This window comes from Komagataeibacter xylinus NBRC 15237 (assembly GCF_001571345.1).
Lineage (GTDB): Bacteria > Pseudomonadota > Alphaproteobacteria > Acetobacterales > Acetobacteraceae > Komagataeibacter > Komagataeibacter xylinus.
The window spans coordinates 1-23915 of the sequence record NZ_BCTP01000035.1 but is presented as its reverse complement, the minus strand read 5'-3'; the positions used below and the strand labels follow the sequence as shown (position 1 = coordinate 23915).

General features: G+C 63.5%; 20 protein-coding genes, 1 tRNA gene and 1 riboswitch. Of the genes, 9 read left to right on the top strand and 12 right to left on the bottom strand.

Going from position 1 to position 23915, the window contains the following annotated elements; all coding sequences use genetic code 11:
• Positions 1 to 3 precede the first annotated feature (3 nt).
• Positions 4 to 1674 carry an ArnT family glycosyltransferase gene (locus GXY01S_RS12405; protein ID WP_061275554.1) on the top strand — a complete coding sequence of 557 codons (1671 nt, stop codon included), beginning with the start codon at positions 4 to 6 and terminating at the stop codon, positions 1672 to 1674.
• A 146-nt stretch (positions 1675 to 1820) separates the two neighbouring features.
• Here GXY01S_RS12405 and GXY01S_RS12400 read toward each other — a convergent pair whose 3' ends face one another.
• Both GXY01S_RS12400 and GXY01S_RS12395 read right to left on the bottom strand, forming a co-directional pair.
• Positions 1821 to 3563, bottom strand: a complete 1743-nt coding sequence (locus GXY01S_RS12400; protein WP_061275552.1) for a porin family protein — start codon at positions 3561 to 3563, stop codon at positions 1821 to 1823.
• Positions 3564 to 4075: 512 nt separating this feature from the next.
• A complete protein-coding gene (locus GXY01S_RS12395) occupies positions 4076 to 4315 on the bottom strand; it encodes a hypothetical protein (RefSeq protein ID WP_061275550.1) in 240 nt (79 codons plus the stop codon).
• 170 nt (positions 4316 to 4485) lie between these two features.
• On the opposite strand from GXY01S_RS12395, the gene GXY01S_RS12390 reads away from it, so the two are divergent.
• Positions 4486 to 4992: a DUF2721 domain-containing protein gene (locus GXY01S_RS12390; protein WP_061275548.1), complete on the top strand. Its 507-nt coding sequence runs from the start codon at positions 4486 to 4488 to the stop codon at positions 4990 to 4992.
• A gap of 230 nt (positions 4993 to 5222) precedes the next feature.
• Here the strand turns inward: GXY01S_RS12390 and GXY01S_RS12385 are convergent, their stop codons facing one another.
• The 7 genes from GXY01S_RS12385 to GXY01S_RS12360 form a co-directional block, all read right to left on the bottom strand.
• Positions 5223 to 6188 (bottom strand): ABC transporter substrate-binding protein, encoded by a 966-nt coding sequence (locus GXY01S_RS12385; protein ID WP_061275569.1) that lies wholly within the window; start codon positions 6186 to 6188, stop codon positions 5223 to 5225.
• A 71-nt stretch (positions 6189 to 6259) separates the two neighbouring features.
• A riboswitch (TPP riboswitch) is annotated at positions 6260 to 6356 on the bottom strand.
• Positions 6357 to 6410: 54 nt separating this feature from the next.
• Positions 6411 to 7622 carry a cytochrome b gene (locus GXY01S_RS12380; RefSeq protein ID WP_061275546.1) on the bottom strand — a complete coding sequence of 404 codons (1212 nt, stop codon included), beginning with the start codon at positions 7620 to 7622 and terminating at the stop codon, positions 6411 to 6413.
• A gap of 125 nt (positions 7623 to 7747) precedes the next feature.
• Positions 7748 to 8134, bottom strand: coding sequence for a hypothetical protein (locus GXY01S_RS12375; RefSeq protein ID WP_061275544.1), 387 nt, complete (start codon positions 8132 to 8134; stop codon positions 7748 to 7750).
• 195 nt (positions 8135 to 8329) lie between these two features.
• Positions 8330 to 8406 (bottom strand) — tRNA-Arg (locus GXY01S_RS12370).
• A gap of 92 nt (positions 8407 to 8498) precedes the next feature.
• Positions 8499 to 8672: a hypothetical protein gene (locus tag GXY01S_RS18225; RefSeq protein ID WP_156470311.1), complete on the bottom strand. Its 174-nt coding sequence runs from the start codon at positions 8670 to 8672 to the stop codon at positions 8499 to 8501.
• Complete coding sequence (locus GXY01S_RS12365; RefSeq protein WP_061275542.1) at positions 8620 to 11913, bottom strand: efflux RND transporter permease subunit; 3294 nt, start codon at positions 11911 to 11913, stop codon at positions 8620 to 8622. Before GXY01S_RS12365 ends, GXY01S_RS18225 begins: the two co-directional genes overlap by 53 nt.
• Positions 11914 to 11971: 58 nt before the next feature.
• Positions 11972 to 12802 carry an SDR family NAD(P)-dependent oxidoreductase gene (locus tag GXY01S_RS12360; protein ID WP_061275540.1) on the bottom strand — a complete coding sequence of 277 codons (831 nt, stop codon included), beginning with the start codon at positions 12800 to 12802 and terminating at the stop codon, positions 11972 to 11974.
• A 93-nt stretch (positions 12803 to 12895) separates the two neighbouring features.
• On the opposite strand from GXY01S_RS12360, the gene gmk reads away from it, so the two are divergent.
• The 7 genes from gmk (at position 12896) to GXY01S_RS12325 (ending at position 19201) form a co-directional block, all read left to right on the top strand.
• Entirely contained in the window at positions 12896 to 13558 is a 663-nt protein-coding gene (gene gmk, locus GXY01S_RS12355) for a guanylate kinase (protein ID WP_061275538.1), read from the top strand.
• Positions 13559 to 13777: 219 nt separating this feature from the next.
• Positions 13778 to 15016 (top strand): multidrug effflux MFS transporter, encoded by a 1239-nt coding sequence (locus GXY01S_RS12350; RefSeq protein ID WP_061275536.1) that lies wholly within the window; start codon positions 13778 to 13780, stop codon positions 15014 to 15016.
• A 121-nt stretch (positions 15017 to 15137) separates the two neighbouring features.
• Positions 15138 to 15923, top strand: coding sequence for an MlaE family ABC transporter permease (locus GXY01S_RS12345; protein ID WP_061275567.1), 786 nt, complete (start codon positions 15138 to 15140; stop codon positions 15921 to 15923).
• Entirely contained in the window at positions 15920 to 16714 is a 795-nt protein-coding gene (locus GXY01S_RS12340; RefSeq protein ID WP_061275534.1) for an ABC transporter ATP-binding protein, read from the top strand. Before GXY01S_RS12345 ends, GXY01S_RS12340 begins: the two co-directional genes overlap by 4 nt.
• A gap of 161 nt (positions 16715 to 16875) precedes the next feature.
• A complete protein-coding gene (radA, locus tag GXY01S_RS12335; protein WP_061275532.1) occupies positions 16876 to 18282 on the top strand; it encodes a DNA repair protein RadA in 1407 nt (468 codons plus the stop codon).
• On the top strand, positions 18279 to 18905 hold the full coding sequence (locus tag GXY01S_RS12330) for an IMPACT family protein (protein WP_061275530.1): 627 nt from the start codon (positions 18279 to 18281) through the stop codon (positions 18903 to 18905). Before radA ends, GXY01S_RS12330 begins: the two co-directional genes overlap by 4 nt.
• A 59-nt stretch (positions 18906 to 18964) precedes the next feature.
• Positions 18965 to 19201 (top strand): DUF3297 family protein, encoded by a 237-nt coding sequence (locus GXY01S_RS12325; RefSeq protein ID WP_061275528.1) that lies wholly within the window; start codon positions 18965 to 18967, stop codon positions 19199 to 19201.
• Positions 19202 to 19345: 144 nt separating this feature from the next.
• Here GXY01S_RS12325 and GXY01S_RS12320 read toward each other — a convergent pair whose 3' ends face one another.
• The 3 genes from GXY01S_RS12320 to ribH form a co-directional block, all read right to left on the bottom strand.
• Positions 19346 to 21940 carry an MMPL family transporter gene (locus tag GXY01S_RS12320; RefSeq protein WP_061275526.1) on the bottom strand — a complete coding sequence of 865 codons (2595 nt, stop codon included), beginning with the start codon at positions 21938 to 21940 and terminating at the stop codon, positions 19346 to 19348.
• Positions 21941 to 22275: 335 nt separating this feature from the next.
• A complete protein-coding gene (locus GXY01S_RS12315) occupies positions 22276 to 23280 on the bottom strand; it encodes a lysylphosphatidylglycerol synthase domain-containing protein (RefSeq protein ID WP_061275524.1) in 1005 nt (334 codons plus the stop codon).
• A 72-nt stretch (positions 23281 to 23352) separates the two neighbouring features.
• On the bottom strand, positions 23353 to 23838 hold the full coding sequence (gene ribH / locus GXY01S_RS12310) for a 6,7-dimethyl-8-ribityllumazine synthase (RefSeq protein ID WP_061275522.1): 486 nt from the start codon (positions 23836 to 23838) through the stop codon (positions 23353 to 23355).
• Between the last annotated feature and the right edge of the window lie 77 nt (positions 23839 to 23915).

Here is a 23915-nt window from a genome sequence, read left to right as displayed (position 1 = left end):
GCCATGACGCGCCTGACACTGCGCCACTATGTTTTTGTGGCGCTGTCCGTGTTTGTCCTGTTCCTGCCCGGGCGGGCCTCGCTGCCGCCGCTGGACCGTGACGAACCCCGCTACATGGAAGCCACGGCCCAGATGCTGCATAGCGGCAACTATGTCGATGTGCGCTTTCTCGACCAGCCCCGCTACCTTCAGCCCGCGGGCATTTACTGGCTGGAGGCGGCTGCCGTCAGCCTGACCGGCATGCAGGACCGCCACGCTACCTGGCCCTACCGCATTCCTTCGCTCATTGCCGTAACGGCTGCTGCCGTGCTGACGGTCTGGATCGGAGCTGCCCTGTTCGGCCCGCAATGTGGCCTGCTGGCGGCGGCCCTGCTGGCGGTGTCGGTGCTGATGACCGCCGAAGGCCGCATGGCCACCATCGACACCACCCTGCTGTTGTTCGTGCTGCTGGCGCAATGCGGGTTGCTGCGCGCCTATCTCGACCGCGAGCGCGATCTGGCCACGCCGCTGGCCGCAGCCCTGTTATACTGGATTGCGTTGGGCTGTGGGCTCATGCTCAAGGGGCCTGTGGTGCTCATTCCCGGCTTTGGCACGCCGCTGGCGCTGGCGCTGGTGGAACGGCGCATTGACTGGTGGCGCCGCCTGCGCCCGGCCTGGGGATGGCTGCTCATGCTGGCCATCGTGCTGCCGTGGTGCATTGCCATCGGGGTCATCAGCCACGGTGATTTCTTCTCGCGCGCGGTGGGGCGCAATTTTCTGGGCAAGGTGGCGAGCGGGCAGGAAACGCATGGCCTGCCGCCAGGCTATCATCTGGCCGTGTTCGCGCTTGCCTTCTGGCCCGGCTCGCTTTTTGCTGCCATGAGCCTGCCTTTTGTGTGGGCGCAGCGTTTTCAGCCGCATGTGCGCTACCTGCTGTGCTGGATCGTGCCGCACTGGCTGGTGTTCGAGGCCATTGCAACCAAACTGCCGCATTATGTGCTGCCAACCTACCCGGCCATTGCCATCCTGACGGCTGCGGCCGTGGTTTCTTTTCCCACACAATGGGCATGGCCACGCGCCCCGTGGGCACGCGGCCTGCTCGCGGCCTATGCGCTGATCTGGTTTACGGTCGGTTCCGTGCTGGCCTTTGCGGGCCCCGTGCTGCTGTGGCGCATGGAAGGCACGGTCTCACCTGCCGCCATGCTGATCCCGGTGGGGGCGCTGCCGGTGCTGGGGCTGTCAGCCTATCTCATATTGCACCGTGAGGTGCTGCGCGCGGTCATGGCGGCGGTTGCCGCGGCGGTCATCATCCATGTAGGCCTGTTTACAACCGTCATTCCGCGCCTGCAGACCATATGGCTCAGCCCGCGCCTTGCTGCCATGGTCGATGACCATCGCCGCTGCGGGAGCGGGAGCATTGTCGCCTCGACATCGGATTCGGAACCCAGCCTTGTCTTTCTGCTTGGTGAAAATACCCGGTTGATCAGCCCCACGGCGGCAGCGGATTTCCTGCAGGAGAACCAGAAATGCGGCATGGTTCTGGTGGGTGCGCGTGAGCTTGCGGCGTTCAGTACCCGCGCGCTGCAAGATGGCCTGGACCTGCATGAACTTGGGCAGCAGGCGGGGTTGAATTATTCAACCGGCAAGCATCTGGAAATCGGGCTGTATGAGGTCATGCTACCTTCGGCACCGTAACGGATAAAAGTTTCCGGGAGCCGCCTTTTTTCAAAAAGGCGGTGTTCTTTAAAGCTTTTTGAAAAAAGCTTCACCAAAAACGTCTTAAACAAAAGGCGCTGCGCGGGTTTTGCCCGGCAGCGCCTTTTGTTTGGTGGCGTAAGCTTTCAGAACAGCAGGATCATACCGCCCGAGGCACTGTTGTCGCTTTCCTTGTAGGGGCCGTGGGCGGCGGAACTGGTATGGGCGTATTCAGCCACAAGGTTCAGCCAGTCGGTCATCTTGTAGTAGGCGGCACCCACTTCGGATTCATTGCGGCGCACGAGATCGGGGTCTTTCTCGCCCGGTGCCAGATACAGGTTACTGACACCATAGCTGCCCACGAGTTTGAACTTCTTGGTGAAGTTATACATCATCTGGACATAGTAGCCTTCCGATGCGCGCTTGCGGCCATTGCTGGCCACGCCATCGAAGAACAGGCCGGTCGTGCCAAGGCCGCTGCCGCGATAGTAGTAGCCCACGAATTGCGCCGGGCCGTAGGTCAGCTTGGTGCCGATTTCGCCGGCTTCGGCCGTGACACCAGTCTTCTGGCCCGGATTGACGGCCACGTCTGCCGTGGTTGGGGTGATCATATTGTAAACGCCTCCAATCCCCCCGGCACCATTGGCTTCCAGCAGGGCCGTATGCACGGTTGTTGTCCGGCTTTCGGTCAGGTCCTGCTGGTGCTGCGTCAGGAAACTGGCCCAGATGCGGGCACTCAGCCCGCCAATCTTGAAGTCATATGTCACCTTGCCCTGGATCATGGGCGAGCTGTGCTGCGTGGAGGCCGCCGAATAGGCGTTGCCATTGGCATCCGCGCCCGAGAAATCGAACTCATCAAGCGGCTGCAGGATGCCGATCGTGCCCTGGAAACCCTTGATGGTGGGCGACTGGTAGGAAATCTGCGGAATCCAGTCGGCATAGACGTAACCCACGCCAATGCGGCCGAGCGAGGTGTTGCCTGGTGCCGAGTTGCTGCCGGTGGAGCCTACGCTGAGCAGCGTTGCGTCATCGAGAATGGCGTCGCCGCCAAAGATGCCAAGGTCACGACCGATCTTGAACGTGCCCCATTTCTTGTTGCCCGCCGTCACGTAAACCTGACGAAAATCGATGCCGGCGGTGCCAAGGCCCACCGGGCTGCCGCCAGTATTGGCGTTGAAGGCACCGTTCTTGGCGTTGTTGATGCCGGGATACATGCCCATCACGGCGGCAAGGTCGATGCCGTTCTGCGTGGTCGAGAGCTTGAGGATCAGGCCCGCGGGCAGCAGGCCGTTACGCAGCGCCGAGGAATCGAACCCGCTCGATCCCGTCGAGACCCCGCCCGCCACCGGCATGCCACCGGCAGGGCTGTTATAAGTATAGAACCCGTTGATGAAGCCTGAGAGGTTGATGTCGATCGGCCCGGCCTTGAAGGTCAGGCCCTTGCCGGGCACGTATTTCTCCATCCGCACCAGCGACATGCCGCCGCCAAGCCCCATGGAATGCTGGGCGGCAAGCCAGGTCGACTCAGCCGAGGCCGCGCTGGCCTGCGCGCTGGCCGCCGCCTGCTGCGCCTGGGCCAGCACATAGTCGGGGTCCATGCCGTTGCCGCCAATCTCGATCTGGCCGGGGGGCTGCACCGTCTGCCCCATCGCGGTGCGCATGGGCGCATGGGCGGCTGTCGTGCCCATGTGGCGCGCGGCGGGCACGTATTGCTGCGTGCGGGCCGCGCTGGTCGCCGCCTCATGCACATGTTGCATGTGATGGGCGAGCAGGCCACGATATTCACCCTGCGTCAGGCTGCCCTTGGCCTTCAGGATATCGAGAAGTTCACTATAATCGTCAGCCCATGCCTCATCGACGCAGGTAAGCGACGCCCCCCCGCTTGCCATAACAACCACCGCGCCAATTTTCCTGCCGACATAGTATTAAACTCCCTATGCGCATTCCTGTTGTATAAAACCCGGCGGGTCAATGGCCCCTGCTGGCCGCGGCAGGGGGCAGGGCAGCGCTGGAAGGATGCGGGAGTGTGCAGGGATTCCTCCCCACATGGTGGGAGAAACGGAACATGCAGGGCAGGTTCCGTTATGGATTCGTTGGTTAATCTTCCTTTTTTTTTATGCAATGTTCAAAAAATGGTCATAACGGAACACATGTGCGTTTCCGCTCTTGTGGTGTGCGACAGGGCAGTACGTCATGATGCCTGGTGGACTGAAACAGTCCAGTTTTGCAAGGAGTGTAAAGATCCATCAAACAATCGTGTGCGACTTAATTCGTGGTTTCTGTTCAATAAAACGGCATGAGCAGGTCGGTTGCCACCGCAGGAATACACAGTAGAGCCTCACAAATCTGTGTTTGTATTTTATTAACTTAGTTCTTGACCGTATCTTCCATGCCCGCCGGTTCAGGCCAGCAGGGCGCGGGCCTGCCGCCATGCCTGCTCCAGCGCATCGACCATGGTGGGCGCGGGCGCGGTCCACGCCGGTGCTGCCTGTCCGGGCACGTCGAGACGCGCTTGCCAGCGTGCGGTATCAGCCACTCCGGGCAGGCGCTCGATATGGATCCCCCAGGGGGCGGGAATGCGCGCCAGCACGCGGGCCAGCCTTTTCTCGGGCGTAAGCGGCGTTGCGTAATTATGGGACATGGGTGCCTCCTTTTTTTCAAAAAGCGTTCCGCACAAACGTCGTGATGACGGCTCGATGTTTGTGGAACAGGCTTTTCAGCCAGCCTTCAGGGCGCAAGTCTGCCCCTTGACGGGGCGGCGGATAACCCCAAAAAACGCACGGTTGCCCGCAGCCAAGGATATGCCTGCCCGTGTCCCCTTTTCCCGGCCTTGTGCCTGATGAATCTGTTGATGGCGTTGCCCACCTGATCCAGACGGCGCTGACGCCGGTGTTCATGCTGTCAGGCATCGGCACGTTGCTCAATATGTTCAACACGCGGCTTGCCCGCGTCAGCGATCATATCGAGACCGTGCGCGACAAGCTGGAAAATGCCGATGACAAAGGCAGCAACAGCGCCGCCGTGCTGTTGCGTAGGCTCACCCACCTGCATTACCGCACCCTGCTGCTTGATGCCGCCATCCTGTTTGGCGGGGTCGGCGGGGCTTCGGCCTGCGGGTCGGCCTTCGCGCTTTTTCTGGGCAGCGTGCGTGATTCCGCCATTGCCTGGTGGCTGGTGCTCATGTTTGGCAATGCGCTGGTGTGCACGGTCATTGCGCTGGCCATGTTCTTGGGTGACAGCATCGTTGCGTGGCACGGCCTGCGCGTGACCACCTTCCTGCCGCACAAGCAGGAAATGCTCGAGAGCCAGGTAGACTGAAAATAAAAGTTTTTTGGGTGCCGCCTTTTTAAAAAAAAGGCGGCGTTTTCTGAGAGACTGTTTGAAAAGTCAGCTCGGGAAACATCCAACAATCATAAGAAAGTTTTTGGTGAAGCTTTTTTCAAAAAGCTTCGAAGAACGTCACCTTTTTGAAAAAAGGCGGCGCCCAAAAACTTTTGTCATTTTTTATCAATGAATTGTTTTCAAACAGTCTCTGAAGCTTTTACCATTCAGGGTGATGCAGGAGCGCTGAAGGGATCCAGCGCGTACTGCTCCAGCGCAATATCATGCGTCATCAGCCCATGCGCATGCAGGAAGGCGGCAAAGGCCTCGTAGCGCGGCCGGTTGAGCAGGGCGGGCTGCTTGCACAGGCGCGGCAGCGTGGCCTGCCAGGCCGCGCGGTTGAGCGGCGTGTCAAGTTCCGGGTGGTCGTGAATGGCCTGGGCCAAAATGGCGTCGGGGTGGTTGATCAGCGTGTTCGTGCCCTCGGCCAGCGCCTCCATGAAGGCTTTGACCCACGCATCATGCCCATGCGAGCGGGCGGCGAGAAAGATCAGTTCATCGGCGATCGGCACGCCATGTTCCTCGGGGTAGAAGGCGGAAACCTTGATGCCCTTCTGCTGCAGGTCGAGCAGTTCATAGGTGCGCACGGCACCGATCACGCCATCCACCGCATGGCTGATCAGGGCCTGTTCAAGCTGGAAATTGACATTTACCTGCCTGACATCGCCCAGGCCCAGCCCCACCGAATGCAGCATGGCGTCAAGCGAGGCATCATCCACGCCCGGCATGGAAATGCCGATGGTCCTGCCCTTCAGCGCCGCAAGGTCGTGAATGTCAGCACCGGTAATCAGCACGTTCAGCGGCGTGTCGATCAACGTGCCCACGCGCACCAGCGGAATGTCCTGGTCGGCCAGCATGCCAAGCTGCGCCTGATAGGACACGGCAAGGTCAGCCTGCCCCGCCGCCACCAGGCGCGGCGGCGAGCCGGGATCGGCAGGGGCGATGAGTTTGACATCCAGCCCGTGGCGGGCAAACGCCCCGCTGTACTGCGCGGCCAGAAGGCTGGCATGGTCGGCATTGAGGAACCAGTCCAGCACGACCGTGACCGACTGCCCCGCTGCCAAAGCGGGGCGGGCCGTGAGCGTGCAGGCCACAATGGCCATCATGCCCAGCGCATGCCTGAAGATGTGCATGATAAGGAAAAGCCCCCTGGCCAGCATGGACGTGGAGCACGCGGCACGCAGGGGAGCGGTTTCATGGCCTTGGTGGGGCCGTGCTGCCTCCCTTCGCTGGCATGACCCAGATCAGGTTCAACGGGTGTGATCTCAGCCCATCAATGAGGGGCACCCCGGTCAGGCGGCACAGTGTGGGCACGCGCGGCTTGCGTCAAGTCACGGATGCCCGAGCGCGCAGCCTTATGCGCTGGGCTGGCGCATTTCACGCCGCGCGCAAAGCGGCAGCAGCACGAGGAAGTAGCTGAAGTAGTAAAGGGCCGCGATCCTTCCCGCGATCATCCAGCCCCCTTCGGCATGGTGGCGGCCGACCAGCCCCATCAGCACAAAGGCCAAGACCAGCCCCGCCATGCCAAGGCGGCAGGCCGGGCGTTCGCGTGCCGAGCGGATGGGCGAGCGGTCAAGCCATGGCACCACGAACAGGATGAGGATGGAGCCTGCCGCCGCCACCAGCCCGCCGAATTTGGAGGGCACGGATTGCAGCAGCCCGTAAAACGGCAGGAAATACCATTCCGGCTCGATATCGGCCGGCGTGTGCATGGGGTTGGCGGGGCGGTAGTTTTCCGGCTCGCTCAACAGGTCGGGCCACAGGAAGGCAAGGGCTACGAACACCAGCGCGAACAGCACAAGCCCGGTCAGGTCCTTGGTGGTGTAATAGGGGTGGAAGGGCACGCTCTCTTTCGCGGGCACCGGCCTGCCGGAGGGGTTGTTCGGCCCGCTTACATGCAGTGCCGCCACATGCACCGCCACCACCGCCACGATGGCAAATGCCATGAGGAAGTGCAGCACGAAGAAGCGGTGGATGAAGATATCGCCCAGCGTGTCGCTGCCTTCCATGATGTGTTCAAGCGTTGCACCAATGCCCGGCACGGCGCCCACCGCCTTGCCCGCCACGTCAGCGCCCCAGTACGACATCTGCCCCCATGGCAGCACGTAGCCCGCAAAGGCCGTGACCATGACCATGAGCAGCAGGCCCAGCCCGCTGATCCACAAAATCTCGCGCGGCTGCTTGTAGGAACCGTAATACAAGCCCCGGAAGAGGTGGATATAAAGTGCCGCCATGAACAGGCTGGCCCCCGTCATGTGCATCGCGCGCAGCATCCACCCACCGGGGAGCTGGCGCTCGATCATCTCGACCGATGCGAACGCCCCGCTGGCGGTGGGCGTGTAGTTCATGGCCAGGAAGATGCCGGTGGCCAGCATGAGCGCCAGCACCGCAGTCAGGATCGCCCCGAAATTCCACAGCGCGTTGAGGTTCGCGGGCATGAGGAAATCGATATATTCCTTGCGAAACCCGCTGATGACGGGAAGCCTGCGGTCAATCCATGAAAGGACGCCGCCCGATGCAGGCTGCGCAGGCGTGGGGTTATGTTCGGGGAGGTTGGGCCCGCTCATTCTCGGTTCCTGAATCAGACGACGGAAAAAATCAGCCCCGAGTGTAGCAGCCCGGCGGGGGGCGGGCACGCTCTCTTTTGCATCAGGTGGCGGGTGGGTCGCATGATTTTACAGTCCGCAGGTCATTACGCGCCCATACCGGCTTTCCGCACGGCCTGCGCGCACAGGTCGCGGCGCTGGGTCATGTCGAGATCCGTCAGCCGCGCCCGCTCGGGCGTGCCGGGGTGCAGCACGCCCGCCGTGCCATAGGCGTAATCCATGTTGCCTTTTTCATCGGGTGGCACGGCGTGGGTCTTTTCAATCAGCGCGACCAGCAGGGGCGTTGCCTCGTCATGCTGCGCCAGCCCGTTGCCGATGCAGAAATTGAGATACCCCGCCAGCCGCGCGCCGGGTGCGGCCGCCAGGATCGCCTGCGGGCTGGGTGCGGCGGTATTCTGCGCCATGGCCACGGGCAGGCCCCCCATCAGGCCAAAGCCGGTGAGTGCGCCCATCATGACTGAACGGTAGCCCATTGCCTTCATCCTTCATGCCAGAGCGCAGGCATGAACTGCCCCGCGCCACGCCGTAGAACCGCGCGTGGCGGGTGAAGTTGCATCGGGAGGGAAGGGTGTGTGATGGCCCACGGGCCACGACCAGAAAAAAGCGGTCGGGAACAGGCACCTGCCTGAAATGCCGCGTTCAGCCTGATCAGATTTTTTAAGGAAAAGTGGCGCACCCGAAAGGACTCGAACCTCTAACCCCCAGATTCGTAGTCTGGTGCTCTATCCAGTTGAGCTACGGGTGCGCTGTGAGGCGGTTTCTAGCCGAGGCGTGCGCACCCCGCAAGCCCCTTTTTTTCGCTTTGGGAAAATTTTTTTAGCTGCCTGAAATGCCATTTCAGGAATGACCTGCAATCAGGAAAAAGTTTTTGGTGAAGCTTTTTTCAAAAAGCTTCGAAAGAACGCCACCTTTTTGAAAAAAGGCGGCACGCAGAAACTTTTGATTTTTAAACAACCGCTTATCGCCGCATCCGCGCGCGCACACGCTGGCCCAGTCGGTGCGTTCCGACACGGATGCGCTCCATGTACAGATAGATGACCGGCGTGGTGTAAAGTGTCAGCAACTGGCTCATCATCAGCCCGCCCACCACCGTAATGCCCAGCGGGCGGCGCATTTCCATGCCGTAGCCGCTATTGGTGATCAGCGGCACGGCGCCAAGGGCTGCCGCAAGCGAGGTCATGAGAATGGGGCGGAAGCGCTGGATGCATGCCTCGCGTATGGCGGGGGCGGGGTCCATGCCCCGGTCACGCTCGGCATGCAGCGCGAAATCCACGATCAGGATGGCGTTCTTCTTCACGATGCCGACGAGCAGGATCATCCCGATCATGGTGATGAGCGAGAACTCCTGCCCCAGCGCCCAAAGGGCAAGCACCGCCCCCACCCCCGCCGAGGGCAGGGTGGACATGATGGTCAGCGGGTGAATGTAGCTTTCATACAATATGCCCAGGGTCACGTAGATCGTGACAAGGGCCGCGATGAAGATCAGCACCTCGTTGATGATGGCGGATCTGAACTGCGCCGCCTGCCCGCTGAAGCCACCATGGATGGAGGGCGGCACATGCAGCCGGATCATGGTGTCCGCAATGGCGGTCGAGGCATCGCTCAGCGCCATGCCGGGTGCGAGGTCAAAGGAAATGGCCGCCGAGACGAACCCGTCCTGATGCGAGACGGTGATGGGCGTGACACGCGGCTCAAGGCGCGCCACATCGGAGAGCGGGATCATGGTCTCGGTGCTTGACGAGACAGCCGACCCGTTCGAGGCCCCGGCCCCGCCTGCCAGCCGGTTGGCGACCTGGTTGCGAAAGGATTGCTGGCTGAGTTGCGTGCTGCGGCTGGCCTGCGTGGTGGTGGTCGTGCGCGCGCGCACCGTGTTCGACACCGTGCCGCCGCCTGCACTCCCGCCGGAGGTGGAAATGCGCATGGAATTGAGGATCTCGGGGCTGGTGCGGTACGCATCCGCCACCTCCATCACCACATGATAGGTGGTGAGCGAGGTGGAGATGTTCGACGCCGTGCGCTGGCCAAAGGCATCATACAGCGTGTTGCTGACCAGTTGCGGCGTGATCAGGTAACGCGCGGCAAGATCGCGGATGATGTCGGCATGGATGGCGGAGCCATTGTTCATGACATCGGTGGTGACATCACGCATCACCGGGTTCGCGCGCAGTGCCGCGGTCAGGAGCGGGGCCCATTTGTACAGGTCATCGGCGTTGTCGCTGGTCAGTTGGTAGCGGTAGGCGCCCTCCTTCTGCCGCCCGCCGCCACCGCTGATGTCACCCGCCGAGAACAGCGATATGTCCAGCCCCGGTATGGCGGCGAGGCGGTCATGCACGCGTGTGATCATGTCGTCGATAGTATCATTGCGCGCCGCGCGGTCGTGCAACTGCGCGAAGGCCTGCCCCTCGATGTTGGTATCGCCGGAAAAGGCCACGACTTCCTCCGTGTCCGGGTCGGTCGCGAGCGCGTTGCTGATGGCGCGTATCTTCTCCTTCATGGCGGGGAAGGAGGTGGTCTGGTCAGCGCGGAAGAAGCTCATGACCATGGCCACGTCCTCCTTGGGCAATATGCCCTTGGGCATGAGCACGATCACGCCGATCATTACCGCAAGGCTTGCCGGCAGGGTCAGGGCGGTGAGCACATGGTGGCGCAGCGCCACGTCAAGCGTGCGCTCGTAGGCGCGCAGCAGGTGCCCGTAGCCCACCTCCAGCGTATCGCCCGCCCGGCGCGGCCACCGGCGCCACCACGGCGCCGTGGGGGGCAGGGGGGCGATCTCGCCCACTTCAAGGAACAGGCTGCACATCATGGGGGTGAGGCTCAGCGCCAGCAGCAGCGACACCGTGACCGTGATGGCCAGCGTCATGGAAAACTCGAAGAACACCTTGCCCGGCGTGCCCGCCAGCAAAAGCAGCGGCAGGAACACGGCCACGAGCGAGATGGTGATGGACAGCACCGTGAACCCGATCTCGCGCGAACCCTTCAGCGCCGCCTCGCGCCGGTTCAGCCCGGCCTCCATGTGGCGGGCGATGTTTTCCAGCACCACGATGGCGTCATCCACCACGAAGCCCGTGGCGATGGTCAGCGCCATGAGCGAGAGGATATCGAGCGAGAAGCCGAACACCGACATCAGCGCCAGCGTGCCCGCCAGCGAGATGGGCACGGTAATGGCCGGGATCAGCGTGGAGCGCAGCGTGCGCAGGAAGGCCAGCACCACGCCCACCACCAGCACGACCGAGGCCAGCAGCGTCCATTTGGTATCGGCGAGGGAGGCGCGGATGGTGATCGAGCGGTCCATGACCGGGCTCAGCATCACCCCGCGCGGCAGGGCGGTGCGCAGGGCGGGAATGCGGGCCTTGATGTCATCGGTCACGCGGATGACATTGGCGCCGGCGCGCGGGCGGATGATGGCCATGACTGCCTGGTGCCCGTTGAGATAGCCGATCTGGCGTTCGTTCTCCACGCCATTGCGCACGGTGGCCACATCGCTCAGCCGCACGGGGCGGGTGTCGCGGTAGCCGATCACGAGGTCGCGGTACTCGGCGGCGGTGCGGGCCTGGTCATTGGTGGCCAGCATGGTGCGCGTGGTGTCGTTTTCGATGATGCCCTTGGGCGTGTTGGCATTGGCCGAGGCCAGCGCCGAGCGGATATCCTCGAACCCCAGCCCGTATTTGAGCAGGGGCCACGGGTTGAGGTCCACCCGCACGGCGGGCGCGGAACTGCCCGTGATCTCGACCCACCCCACCCCCTGCACCTGAGCAAGCAGGGGTTGCAGGCGCGTCTTGGCAATGTCGTACAGCTCCGAGACCGGCTGCGTGTCCGATGTGAGGGCCAGGATCAGGATCGGGTTGTCGGAGGGGTTGGCCTTCCAGTACTGCGGCTGGGACTGCAGGGTTGCGGGCATGTCGGCGCGGGCGGCGCGCAGGGCGGCCTCCACATCATTGGCGGCAGCGTCGATATTGGTCGATTCATTGAACATGAGCAGGATGAAGGCGCTGTCCTGGCTTGAATCCGATTCAATCGAACTCACCCCCGCCACCTGCCCCAGCCTGCGCTCGAGCGGGGTGGTGACGGAACTGGCCATCTGCTGTGGCGAGGCACCGGGCTGCGTTGCCATGACATAGATGACCGGCACCGCGATGTTGGGCAGGTCGCCCACCGGCAGCAGCCGGTAGGCGAATACGCCCGAAAGCAGGATGGCCAGCGCCATGAGCGTGGTTGCCACCGGGCGCAGGATGAAAACGCGGCACAGGTTCACTTCTGGCGTTCGCTGTTCATGGCCGTGCCGTTTCTTCCGGTTTTGCGGGTCGTGATGGTCATGAAGACGGGGCGGCGTCCGGCGTCAGCCCGGTTTCGGGCATGGTGCCTGCCTGGCCCGCGGGCTGGCGGAAGTAGTAATGCTCGGCAATCGGGATGGGCAGCAGGTCCATGAAGCGCGAACCCGCCGCCAGCCACCACGGGAAGGCGATGCGCCGCTTGCCGCGTGCAATGCCGGACAGGATGGCCTGCACGGCATCATTCGTCTGGGTCAGGCCGGGCATGTGAAAATTGTTCTGCGCGGTCATGGGGGTGGCAACGAACCCGCAGCTCACACTGGTCATGACAATGCCCGCGCGCTTCATGTTCGCCCCCGTCGCCACCATGAAGCGGTCCACCGCCGCCTTGGAGGCACAATAGGATGGCGTGCCGGGAAACGACACCAGCCCCGCCACCGAGGCCATGGCGCAGATACGCCCGCGCACTCCGTCAACCCCGCGTGGCTGGCCGCGCATGACCTGCAGCGCGGGCAGCACCGTGTTCAGCACGCCATCGATATTGGTGTCGAACATGCGGCGGATCTGGGCATCAGGCTCATAGGGCGCATCCGCCCCGCCCCGTGTCGAGGCGGTAATGCCAGCACCCGCGAAGACGAGGTCGAGCGTGCCAGCTTTCGTGATCCACTCTTCCATGCCGCCCGCGTCGCGCACGTCCTGCACTTTCACGCGGGCATCCGCCCCGCGTGCGATGCAGGCGGTGGCCACGGCCTCAAGGTTTCGGGCATTGCGCCCGCCAAGGTGCAGCGTGCGGCCGGGGCGTGCGAGGGCGAGGGCAAGACCACGCCCGATTCCGGACGAGGCGCCTGTGATGAGTATCGAATCCTGTTTCATATTCGCAGAATACATACACCCTGTTAGAACTGCGCTACCCCGTTTGCCTACCCGGCCTGCATTTGCACAGGACCGCCGACCAAGGAGAGCCGCATGAGCCAGCCCGCCACCCCCACCCGCCCAACCCCCGTGGCGCCGGTCAGGCGCAGGGGGGTCTGCCTGGTCATTTCCGCCCCGTCGGGTGCGGGCAAGTCCACCATTGCCAATGCCCTGCGCGCCTCCGAGCCGCAACTGCTGCACTCGGTCTCGGTCACGACGCGCCAGCCCCGCCCCGGCGAGAGCGATGGCGTGCACTACCATTTTCGCAGCATGGACGAATTCAACCGCATGGCCGAGACAGGCGAGATGCTGGAATGGGCCACCGTGTTCGGCCGTGGCTACGGCACGCCGCGCGCGCCGGTCGAGCAGGCGCTCGCCGATGGGCGTGACATGGTGTTCGACATTGACTGGCAGGGCCACCGCCAGATCCGCGAGGCGCTGCCCGATGACGTGATCAGCCTGTTCGTGCTGCCGCCCTCGATCGAGGAACTCGAGCGCCGCCTCAATGGCCGCGCGTCTGACGAGGCCGATGAGATCGCACGCCGCATGCAGGCCGCGCGTGATGAGATCTCGCACTGGAACGAATTCGATCACGTTATCATCAATTCCGACCTCGATCAGGCCATTGCCGAGGCCCGCGCCGTGCTCGTCGCAGGCCGCCTCGAGCGCCACCGCCAGGTGGGGCTGATCGACCTTGTGGCCAGTTTTGGCGTCTGAACCCGTGCTTCATTGCGGGGCGTGAGGGATAAAGCTTCGGTGCGCCGCCTTTTTAAATAAAGGCGGCGTTATCGAAGCTTCTTGAAAAAAGCTTCACCAAAAACTTTTTCAGCACGGGGTGCATGCAGCCATTCCGCATGGACAACCTGCCTGAAATACGGGGATATGCACCGGCGGCGCCGTCTCGCGCCGTCATGTTTCTCCTGCCGTGGATTTCCCATGCCTGCCCGTAGCCGTCCCGCCCCTGCCATGCCGTTCTGGATGATTGCCCTGCTCGGGCTGCTCACGGCCATCGGGCCGCTGGCGACGGATATGTACCTGCCCGCCTTCCCGGTCATGGATCGTGAACTCGTGGGCGGGCACGCGGGCAGCAGCCAGGTCACGCTGGCCGCGTGGTTCGCGGGGCTGGCGGTGGGGCAGTTCAGCATGGGCCCCATCTCCGACCGGCTGGGCCGCAGGGTGCCGCTGCTGGGCGGGCTTGTTTTCTTCATCATCGGCTCGGTGGGGTGCGCGCTGGCCGGGGGCTTCGGGCTGTTCTGCCTGTGCCGGTTCATCGCGGCCCTTGGCGGGGCGGCCTGCGCGGTCATTCCGCGTGCCATCGTGCGTGACGTGGCCACGGGGGCGGTGGGCGCGCGCATCATGTCGCAGCTCATGCTGGTGTTTGGCGTCATGCCCATCCTGGCGCCCTCGCTGGGCAGCCTCGTGCTCTCGTTCGGGCACTGGCGCTGGATTTTCTGGATCGCGGTGGGCTATGGCGTGCTGGGTCTGGTCACAGTCATTGCAAGCCTGCCCGACACCATGCCGCCCGAGCGGCGCATCGCATTCTCGCCCACCGGCATGATCAGCCGCTACGCAGGGCTGGTGCGCGAGCCGGTGTTCATGTCGAGCGCGCTGATCAACAGTTTCTCCTCTTTTGTCATGTTCGCCTACATCACCTCGGCCCCCATGGTGTTCGAGCACCTGCTGGGTTTTACGCCGGGGCAGTTTGGCGTGTTCTTCGGGCTGAATGCCGGGGTGTTCATCGCCTGTGCGCAGGTCAACGGGCGGCTGGTGCATCATATCGATCTCTCGCGCCTGCTTGACTACGGCATTCTGGCCATCGTGATGGCGGCTTGCGCGTGCCTTGTCCTGTCGCTCACGGGGGTTGCGGGGCCTGCGCACCCGCTGCTGGTGTGCGTGCTGGTGGGCTGCATTACCGGCAGCCTTGGCTTTATCGGGCCGAACGCCACGGTGCTGGCCTTTACCCATCATGGCCACCAGGCGGGCAGCGCCTCGGCGCTGATGGGCACGATCCAGTTCTCGCTCGCCGCAGGCAGCGGCTTCATTCTGGGCCATGTTACCTTTCGCAGCCCCACGCCGCTGGCGGTGGTGGTGATGGGGGGCGTGTGCTGCACGGTGGCGTGCAATATCTGGCGGCATGCCAGCGCGCGCCGGGCACGGGCGACACCGGCGCGCTGAGGCGGCCCATCGGGGTCATGCGCTTTCGCTTTGACGTGGGTGGCCTGCCGCGCTACGGCAGGGACAGGTCTGCCGCGCCTGCCGTGTGGTCGGACCATTATCCTTATGCGCGGGAGGCATGGTGAACGGCATTCTCGATTTTGTTGCGGGGCTGGGCAGGGCCGTTCTGGACATGGTGCGCATGGCCGGCAAGGTGGCGCTGTTCGGGGCCGTGGCGCTGTCGCATGTTGTCCGCCCGCCGTTTTACTGGCGCACGCTGTGGGGCTCGCTGGTCGAGATCGGGTATTTCTCGCTGCCCGTGGTGGCGCTGACCGCCCTGTTCTCGGGCGGGGTGATCGCGCTGCAATCCTATACCGGCTTTGCCCAGTACCATGCTCAGAATGCCATTGCGGGCATCGTGATCCTTGCGGTCACGCGCGAACTCGGGCCGGTGCTGGCGGGGCTGATGGTGGCGGGCCGCGTGGGGGCGGCCATGTCGGCCGAGATCGGCACCATGCGCGTGACCGACCAGATCGACGCGCTGACCACGCTCTCCACCAACCCCATGAAATACCTCGTCACGCCAAGGCTGGTGGCGGGCACGCTGGCGCTGCCCTTCCTGGTGCTGATTGCCGACATACTGGGCGTACTGGGCGGGTTTACCGTATGCGTGATGAAGCTGGACTTCTCGGCTTCGGCCTATATCGCGGCCACCATCGCCTCGCTCAAGGTGATGGATGTGACGGTGGGGCTGGTCAAGGCGGCGATCTTCGGCTTCCTGATCACGCTCATGGGCTGCTACCACGGCTATCATAGCCGTGGCGGGGCCGAGGGCGTGGGAGCGGCGACCACGGCAGCCGTGGTGGCGGCGTCGATCCTGCTGCTGACCTTCGATTACCTGCTGACGGATGTGTTCTTCTCGCAATGACCGAACCAACCCCCAAGATCCGCATTCGCGGCCTGAAAAAGGCGTTTGGCCCCAAGGTGGTGCTCGATGGGGTGGACCTTGATGTCATGGGTGGCACGTCGTTCGTGGTCATTGGCGGCTCGGGCACCGGCAAGTCGGTGCTGCTGCGCTGCATCCTCGGCCTGATCACGCCCGATGCCGGTTCCATCGAGATCGATGGCGTGGACGTGACCACGCTTACGCCGCGCCAGCGCGAGCCCTACATGGCGCGGATCGGCATGCTGTTCCAGAACGGTGCGCTGTTCGACAGCCTGAGCGTGTGGGAGAACGTGACCTTCGGCCTCACCGCCGCTGCCCGCATGGGCCACGGCCCGCGCCTGACCCGCGCCCAGTCGCGCACGCGCGCGGGCGAACTGCTCGAGCAGGTGGGCATGGACCCCGCCGTGGGCGCGCTTTCGCCTGCCGAACTGTCAGGCGGCATGCAAAAGCGCGTGGGGCTGGCCCGCGCCATTGCCGCACGGCCCGAGATCCTGTTCTTTGATGAACCCACCACCGGCCTTGACCCCATCATGGGGGCGGTAATTGACGGGCTGATTGCCGATTGCGTGCGCAAGCTCGGCTCCACCGCCATTGCCATTACGCACGACATGGCCTCCGCACAGCGCATCGGGGACAGGGTGGGCATGCTGTATGAAGGCAGGCTGATCTGGCAGGGCCTGCCTTCCACCCTGTTCGATAGCGGCAACCCGGTGGTGGACCAGTTCACCCACGGCCGCCGCGAGGGGCCAATCAAGGTGGATGTAGGGAAATAACTGAAAAGACAGAAGTTTTTGGGTGCCGCCTTTTTTCAAAAAGGCGGCGTTCTTTTTGAAGCTTTTTGAAAAAAGCTTCACCAAAAACTTTTCCCGTTTGGCGAGGCGGCCGGTCGTTCCATATATGATATACACGATCTGTTCTTGCCCAAGGAGCCATCATGGCGCGTCGGCCCGCTAACCGTTTTGTCTGCCAGTCCTGCGGGGCGGTCTTTCCCAAATGGTCAGGCCGGTGCGATGCGTGTGGTGCGTGGAACAGCATTGTCGAGGAAACGGTCGAGCCTACCGCCACCGGCGGCACCAACGCGCGCAGGCGCTCGGGCGGGCGCATCAACCTCGTGGGGCTTGCGGGTGATACGCCGCCACCACCACGCATTGAAACGCATATCGGCGAGCTTGACCGCGTGCTGGGCGGCGGGCTGGTGCCGGCCTCGGTGGTGCTGGTGGGGGGTGATCCCGGCATCGGCAAGTCCACGCTTTTGCTGCAGGGTGCATGCGCGCTGGCACGCGCGGGGCGCAAGGTGATGTATATCTCGGGCGAGGAAGCGGTGGACCAGATCCGCATGCGCGCGCGCAGGCTGGGGCTGGAAGCGCCCACGCTGGAACTCGCCGCCGCCATCAACGTGGCCGACATCGTGGCAACGCTCGAGGCGGAGAAGGATCTGGCCCTTGTCGTGATCGACTCGATCCAGACCATGTGGATGGAAACGGTGGAGAGCGCGCCCGGTACCGTCAGCCAGGTGCGGGCATGTGCGTTCGAACTCATCCGGCTGGCCAAGCAGCGCGGCTTCAGCCTTATCCTCGTGGGGCATGTGACCAAGGAAGGGGCGCTGGCAGGCCCGCGCGTGCTTGAGCACATGGTTGACGCGGTGATGTATTTCGAGGGTGATCGCGGCCACCAGTTCCGCATCCTGCGCGCGGCCAAGAACCGCTTTGGCGCGACTGACGAGATTGGCGTGTTCGCCATGACCGATCAGGGGCTGGAGGAAGTGCCGAACCCCTCCGCCCTGTTCCTGGCCGAGCGGCGCGGGCATATCGCGGGTTCCGCCGTATTCGCGGGCATGGAGGGCACGCGCCCCGTGCTGCTCGAGGTGCAGGCCCTGCTTTCCCCCAAGGCGGGTGACGGGGGCGCGCGTCGTGCCGTGGTGGGGTGGGAGACGGGGCGGCTGAACATGCTGCTTGCCGTGCTCGAGGCGCGTTGCGGCATCAAGCTCAACGCCATGGACGTGCACCTCAACATTGCGGGCGGGTTGCGCGTGGGCGAGCCTGCCGCCGACATGGCGGTGGCCGCCGCCCTTGTTTCCGCAGCCACCGGCCAGCCTACCAGCGCGGGCTCGGTCTATTTTGGCGAGGTCGGGCTTTCAGGCGAGGTGCGTCAGGTCTCGCAGCCCGATACGCGGCTCAAGGAGGCGCACAAGCTGGGCTTCGAGCAGGCATTCCTGCCGCGCCGCATCGCGCGTGGCAATCGCAAGCCTTCCGCCCCTGACGGGCTGGTTTTGCATGAAATCGGGCATCTGGGCGATCTGGTCAGCCTGTTTACGGGGGCGATGGAGGAGGCGGAGGCGTGAGCACGCCGGAACGCTTTATGCTCAGCGCCCCCGCCATGCTGGAGCGCGAGGTAAAAAAAAGCATCTTCCTGGCCCAGGCGGCTCCCGTCGCCACCCCTGCCGAGGCCATGAAATTCATCGCATCCGTCAGCGACCCCGATGCCACGCATAACTGCTGGGCCTACCTGATTGGCCAGACCTATCGCAGCGATGATGCGGGCGAGCCGGGCGGCACGGCGGGCCGCCCCATATTGCAGGTGATCGAGGGGCAGGGCTTTGACCGCACGGTAGTCGTGGTCACGCGTTGGTTTGGGGGCACCAAGCTGGGTGCTGGCGGCCTTGTGCGCGCCTATGGCGGCACGGCGGCGGAATGCCTGCGCACGGCCCCGCGCGTGCCGATTGTGGAGATGGTGGGGCTGACCTTTTGCTGCGGCTTTTCCGAGCATGCGCTGCTGCGCGCGCGCCTTGAGGCCATGGACTGCCAGATCATGGCCGAGGAATTTGGTGCCGAGGGTGTTGGCCTGCACATAACCGTGCCCGTGGCGCGTGAGGCGGAGGTGCGCACGCGCATTACCGACATAACCCGTGGGCAGGCCACCATCCGTGTGGTGGAGGAAGATGAAGCGGAGGGTGTTGGAGCGTAACCGCATTGGCGCTATGTCAGACAGCGTTTCACGTTCAGCATACGGAAAAAAGACCAGTCATGACCGATACCCCTCCCGATCGCCTGTCCGTCAATCCGACCAGCCCCTTTTATGACGAAGCCCTGCTCGAGCGCGGCATTGGCGTGCGCTTCAAGGGCATCGAGAAAAATAATGTCGAGGAATACTGCATCAGCGAAGGCTGGGTGCGCCTGGCCGTGGGCCGTGGTACCGACCGCTTTGGCAACCCCATGACCATGAAGGTGACGGGGCCGGTCGAGGTCTGGTTCAAATCCTGAAGATAAAAGTTTTTGGTGAAGCTTTTTTCAAAAAGCTTCAAAAGACGCCGCCTTTTTGAAAAAAGGCGGCACCCAAAAACTTTTATAACTAAAAAGGCCGCACCCCGAGGGGATGCGGCCTTTTTTCTGTTTCCCCCTACCGGCTCATTCCTCATCAATCGCGCGCTTGGGCAGCAGGGCGGGCACGAAGATCAGGGTCGCGATCAGCGTGCAGGCCAGCGAGAGCAGCAGCAGCCGGCCCATGCTGGCCGTGCCCGGATGGTGCGAGGCTGCCAGCGAGCCGAACGCCGTGCCCGTGGTCAGCGCCGAGAACAGCACCGCGCGTGCCGTGGGGCTGGACAGCGGCGACCTGATGCCCGCCCGCCAGTTCATGACGAAATAGATGTTGAACGACACGCCTACGCCAAGCAGCAGGGGGAGTGCGATGATGTTGGCGAAGTTGAGCTGCTCGGGCACCACGATGATCAGGATGACCGTCATCAGCGCGGAGAGCAGCAGCGGGGCCAGCACCAGCGCCGTATCAAGCAGCTTGCGCAGGGCCACGGCGAGGATGATGGCGATCATGACAATGGCCGCCCCGGCCGCGGTCACAAAGGCATGCACCATGGTCGCGGCGCTCTGCACGATGTCGATGGCCGAACCCGCCGCCGTGGGGGCGATCTTCTGTATCTCGCCCACATACTGGTGCAGGGCGCGGTTGCCCTGCATGTCATGGCTGGGGTGGACCTCGACGAGTGCGCGCCCGTCAGGCAGCAGGTAGTCACGCGCAAGCTGTTGCGGCACGTCGCTGATGCCCACTTCCTTAACCTGCAGCATGTCGCGCAGCATGTTCAGCTGCATGGGCAGGAAGCGCACCAGCGCCTCGTTGGTGGCCAGCACGCGGGCATCATCGGCCTTCGCCAGTTGTGCGAGTGCTGACTGGATGCGGCGCAGCGGGTCGTTGGCGGGCAGCTTGTCCAGCACGCCACCAAGGTCGCCCGCCGTCTTGGCGGCGGCATTGCGCAGGGCATCGGCATCGGGCGCGGGCTTGGGGTCGGGCACGATCAGGGTGGGCAGCAGGATGTTGGCCGCATCCTGGATCAGCGGCAGCTTGGTCTTCTGGTCGGCAGGCACCATAGAGCCGAGCCACAGCGCGTCATGCACCAGCGGCAGGCCCGAGAGCCGGTCCGACATGGCGGCGGCCTGCTTGAGGTCAGGCATCAGCACATCGACCGTATAGGGCGAGTATTGCGGCTCGGACATGAGCATGCCCAGCGTGACCATACCCTCGGATTTGGGGTTCTTGGTATGCAGCGGGTCGGCATCGAAGGTCAGGCGCGGCACCAGCGCCAGCCCCACCAGCGCCACAACCACGAAGCCCGCAAGGATGGGCTTGCGATGGTGGCGGATGGCGATGTCGATGGGCCGCGCGAAGGCAAAGCCGATCGTGCCATGCCCCGCCGTGGGGCGGAACAGCCGAAACAGGGCGGGCAGCAGCGTGAGCGTGCAGATAAAGGCGAACACCATGCCGAAACCGGCAATCAACCCCAGTTGCGCAACCCCCACGAAGGCGGTGGGCGTAAAGGCCAGGAACCCTGCCGAGGTGGCCATGGCGGCCACCAGGATCTGGTGACCGGTCTCGTTGCCGGTCTGCTCAAGGGCCGCGGGCAGGCTGAGTGCGGACCCATCGGGGTTGGCCTGCGCGCGAAAGCGGACCGAGAACTGGATGGCGAAGTCCACCGCGATGCCCACGAACAGGATGGCGAACGCCACCGAGATCAGGTTGAGCTTGCCCACCACGATGGCGGCAAACCCGGTGGTGAGCAGCAGCCCCGATACCAGCGTGATGATGATGGGCACGATGATGCGCCACGTATGCACCGCCAGGATCAGCCACAGCGTGACCAGCACCAGCGAGCCGAGCAGGCCCGCCACCATGCCTTCGGCCACGGTGGCGAATTCCTCATCCGCGATCTGGGTATCACCCGTTATGTGCACATGCGCCCGCCCGCTCTTGACGAAAGGTAGGTCGTTGGCAGCAGCCCGGATGGCGTCTGATGCCGCGCCGCCGGGCTGGAAGGAATCATAATCCAGCTTGGGCTGGGTCACGACAAACTGGAATTTGCCGCCAAGGTCGGCGAGGTCGCCCGCCAGCAGCCGCTCCCATGAAAGGGGCTCCGGCGTGCCATCGACCGAATGCTGCAACGTGGTGGCGAAGCCATCAAGGGCGGCATGGAAGTTGCCAAGATCGGCCTGCCCCTGCGCCACGCCGAGTGCAATCAGGTTGAGCGCGCTGAACAGCCCGCGCCCCGATGGGTCGGCCGCAAGTTCGCTGAGGAAGGGCTGGGCGGTGATGGTGGTGTTGAGCACGCGCTCGAGCGCCTTGGGGTCAAGGAACATCAGCCCGTTGCGCACCAGATACGGATCGGTCTGGGGCGTGGTGACGTAATTGAAGTGCTCATGGTCGCCGCGCAGTTTTGCCGCAAGGCCGAGCGCTGTCTGCTGTGCCTCCTCGGGCAGGGCCGCGTCGATTACGACCACGAGCTGGTCCTGCTTTTGCGGGAACAGGCGGCCCATTTCATCCGAGCGCTTCTTCCAGTCCAGCGAGGACGAGAACATCTGGTCCGTATCGGTGGTGACGCCAAGCAGCGCGTAGCTGGCATAGGTCGCGCCAGCAATCAGCACGGCAAATGCCAGCACGACAGCAATGGCATGGCGGGAACACAAAGCGACAAGACGCCCAAGCGGTACCGATAGCATGACGAGTATTCAGCCCTTCAGAAACCTGACCCCGTGCCGCATGAACGCGGCAGTCGGTGAAGAGGTACGGTTTGGCCCATGATGCGGTGCCGATGCAAGGTGGTTCTTTACCGCTGGGGCTTATGCCGATGGCACGGATGCCAGCGCGGCTTATGGGGCCTGAAAAACCCACCCACGAAAAAACCGGCACACCATAAAGAAGTTTTTGGTAAAGCTTTTTTCAAAAAGCCTTGAAAGATGCAGCCCTGATGAAAAAAGAGGGCTGCGGGGCATGTCTATCTTGCATCAATTATTTGCTGGGTAACACTCTTTTACAAAAAACCGGCCCTGCCCGGTCAAGACTGATGGGGCAGGCGCATATCCTTGGCGGGATCGGGGCGGACCCAGCGCATTTCCATGACCTGCCACGCCACAAGCGAGGGCAGGCCCCAGGCAATCTCGCGCAGGCGCTTGATCAGCGACAGCGCAATCCCCTCCTGTGGGGAAAGGCCAAACAGCCCGCCAATCAGGATATAACCGCCCTCCGACACGCCAAGCGCGCCCGGCACGGCAAACCCGGCCGATTTCGCGGCCTGCCCCACGCTCTCGATCACGAAACTGTCAGCAAGCGAAAGCGGGTGGCCCATCGCCGCGAGCACCACAAAAACCTCGAACGTGCCAAGCGACCACCCCAGCAGTTGCAGCGCGCCCGCGCGCAGCGAATTCTCGCGGGTGCGGTACAGCATCAGGATCTGCGCATGCAGGCCACGGATGTCGTCCACCCCGTCCCACCCCAGATGGGCGGCAATGCGCACCAGCAGCTTTTCCACCAGCGCAATGGCGCCCAGGTACTGGCTGCCAAAGAACACGGCTCCCAGCAGCAGGGCAGCGACGGCACTTTCCATCAGTTCATCGGTCACGGGCGAGCGGTTGACGAGGCAGAACAGCACGCCAAGCCCGATGAGCGTGAAGGTGACCTGGCTGAGCAACTCGATGGTCAGGTCGCATATGGTCGAGGCGGCGGCCTGCTTTATGCCTGTATCATCACGCCGGGCGAGCAGGCGGGTGGTAATGACCTCACCGCCCACCTGGGCTACGGGCAGCAGGTTGTTGATGCCCTCGCGCGCGCAGCGCAGGGCAAAGAAATCGGCAAAGGCCAGCTTTGGCCGCCCGGTCTGGGCCAGAAGGCGCCATGCCTGCGCCGAGGCGCAGACCTGGGTTGCATGGAAAATGATGATGGCAGGAATGCTCCACCCTCCGGCCGCGACCAGCCCGAGGATGTCATGCAGGCCAAAGCGCCCCAGCATCCAGATCGTAAGACCGACACCGAATGCCCCGGCGAGGAAGGTAAGCTGCCGCATCCGCCATTCCTGTCACCCAAAACAGAACCGCAGAAAGGCTGTTTTCAGCCATTCATGTGGCCCGGCCTTACTTTAACAGCCTCTGATTTTCTGAAGCAATGCGAGACTTTCAACACAGGCGGCCACGGCTTCGCGGCCCTTGTTGTGCACGTCATCACGCGAGCGTACGATGGCCTGTTCATCGGTGTAGGTGGTGAGCACGCCAAAGGCGATCGGCACATCCGTGTTCAGCGCCGCCTGTTGCAGGCCAACCGCTGCCCCGAGGCTGATGAACTCGAAATGCGCGGTATCCCCCTTCACCACGCAGCCAAGGCACACCACGCCATCATAGCGGCCGGTCTTTGCCAGCGTCTGCGCGATGAGCGGCAGTTCATATGCGCCGGGTGCATACATCACATCTTCATCACGCATGGAAATGGCGTGTTCCTTCAGCCACGCCAGTGCGCCATCGCGCAGGCCATGGGTTACCTCTTCATTGAAGCGGCTGACCACGATGGCAAGGCGCGGCGGGTGGGCGAAGCTGAGCTCGACCGTGGTGGAGGGGATGTTGGTGCTCATTATCCGGCGTTGTCCGTCTGTGTTGGAATGAAGAGTGATAAAAGTTTTTGGGTGCCGCCTTTTTTCAAAAAGGCGGC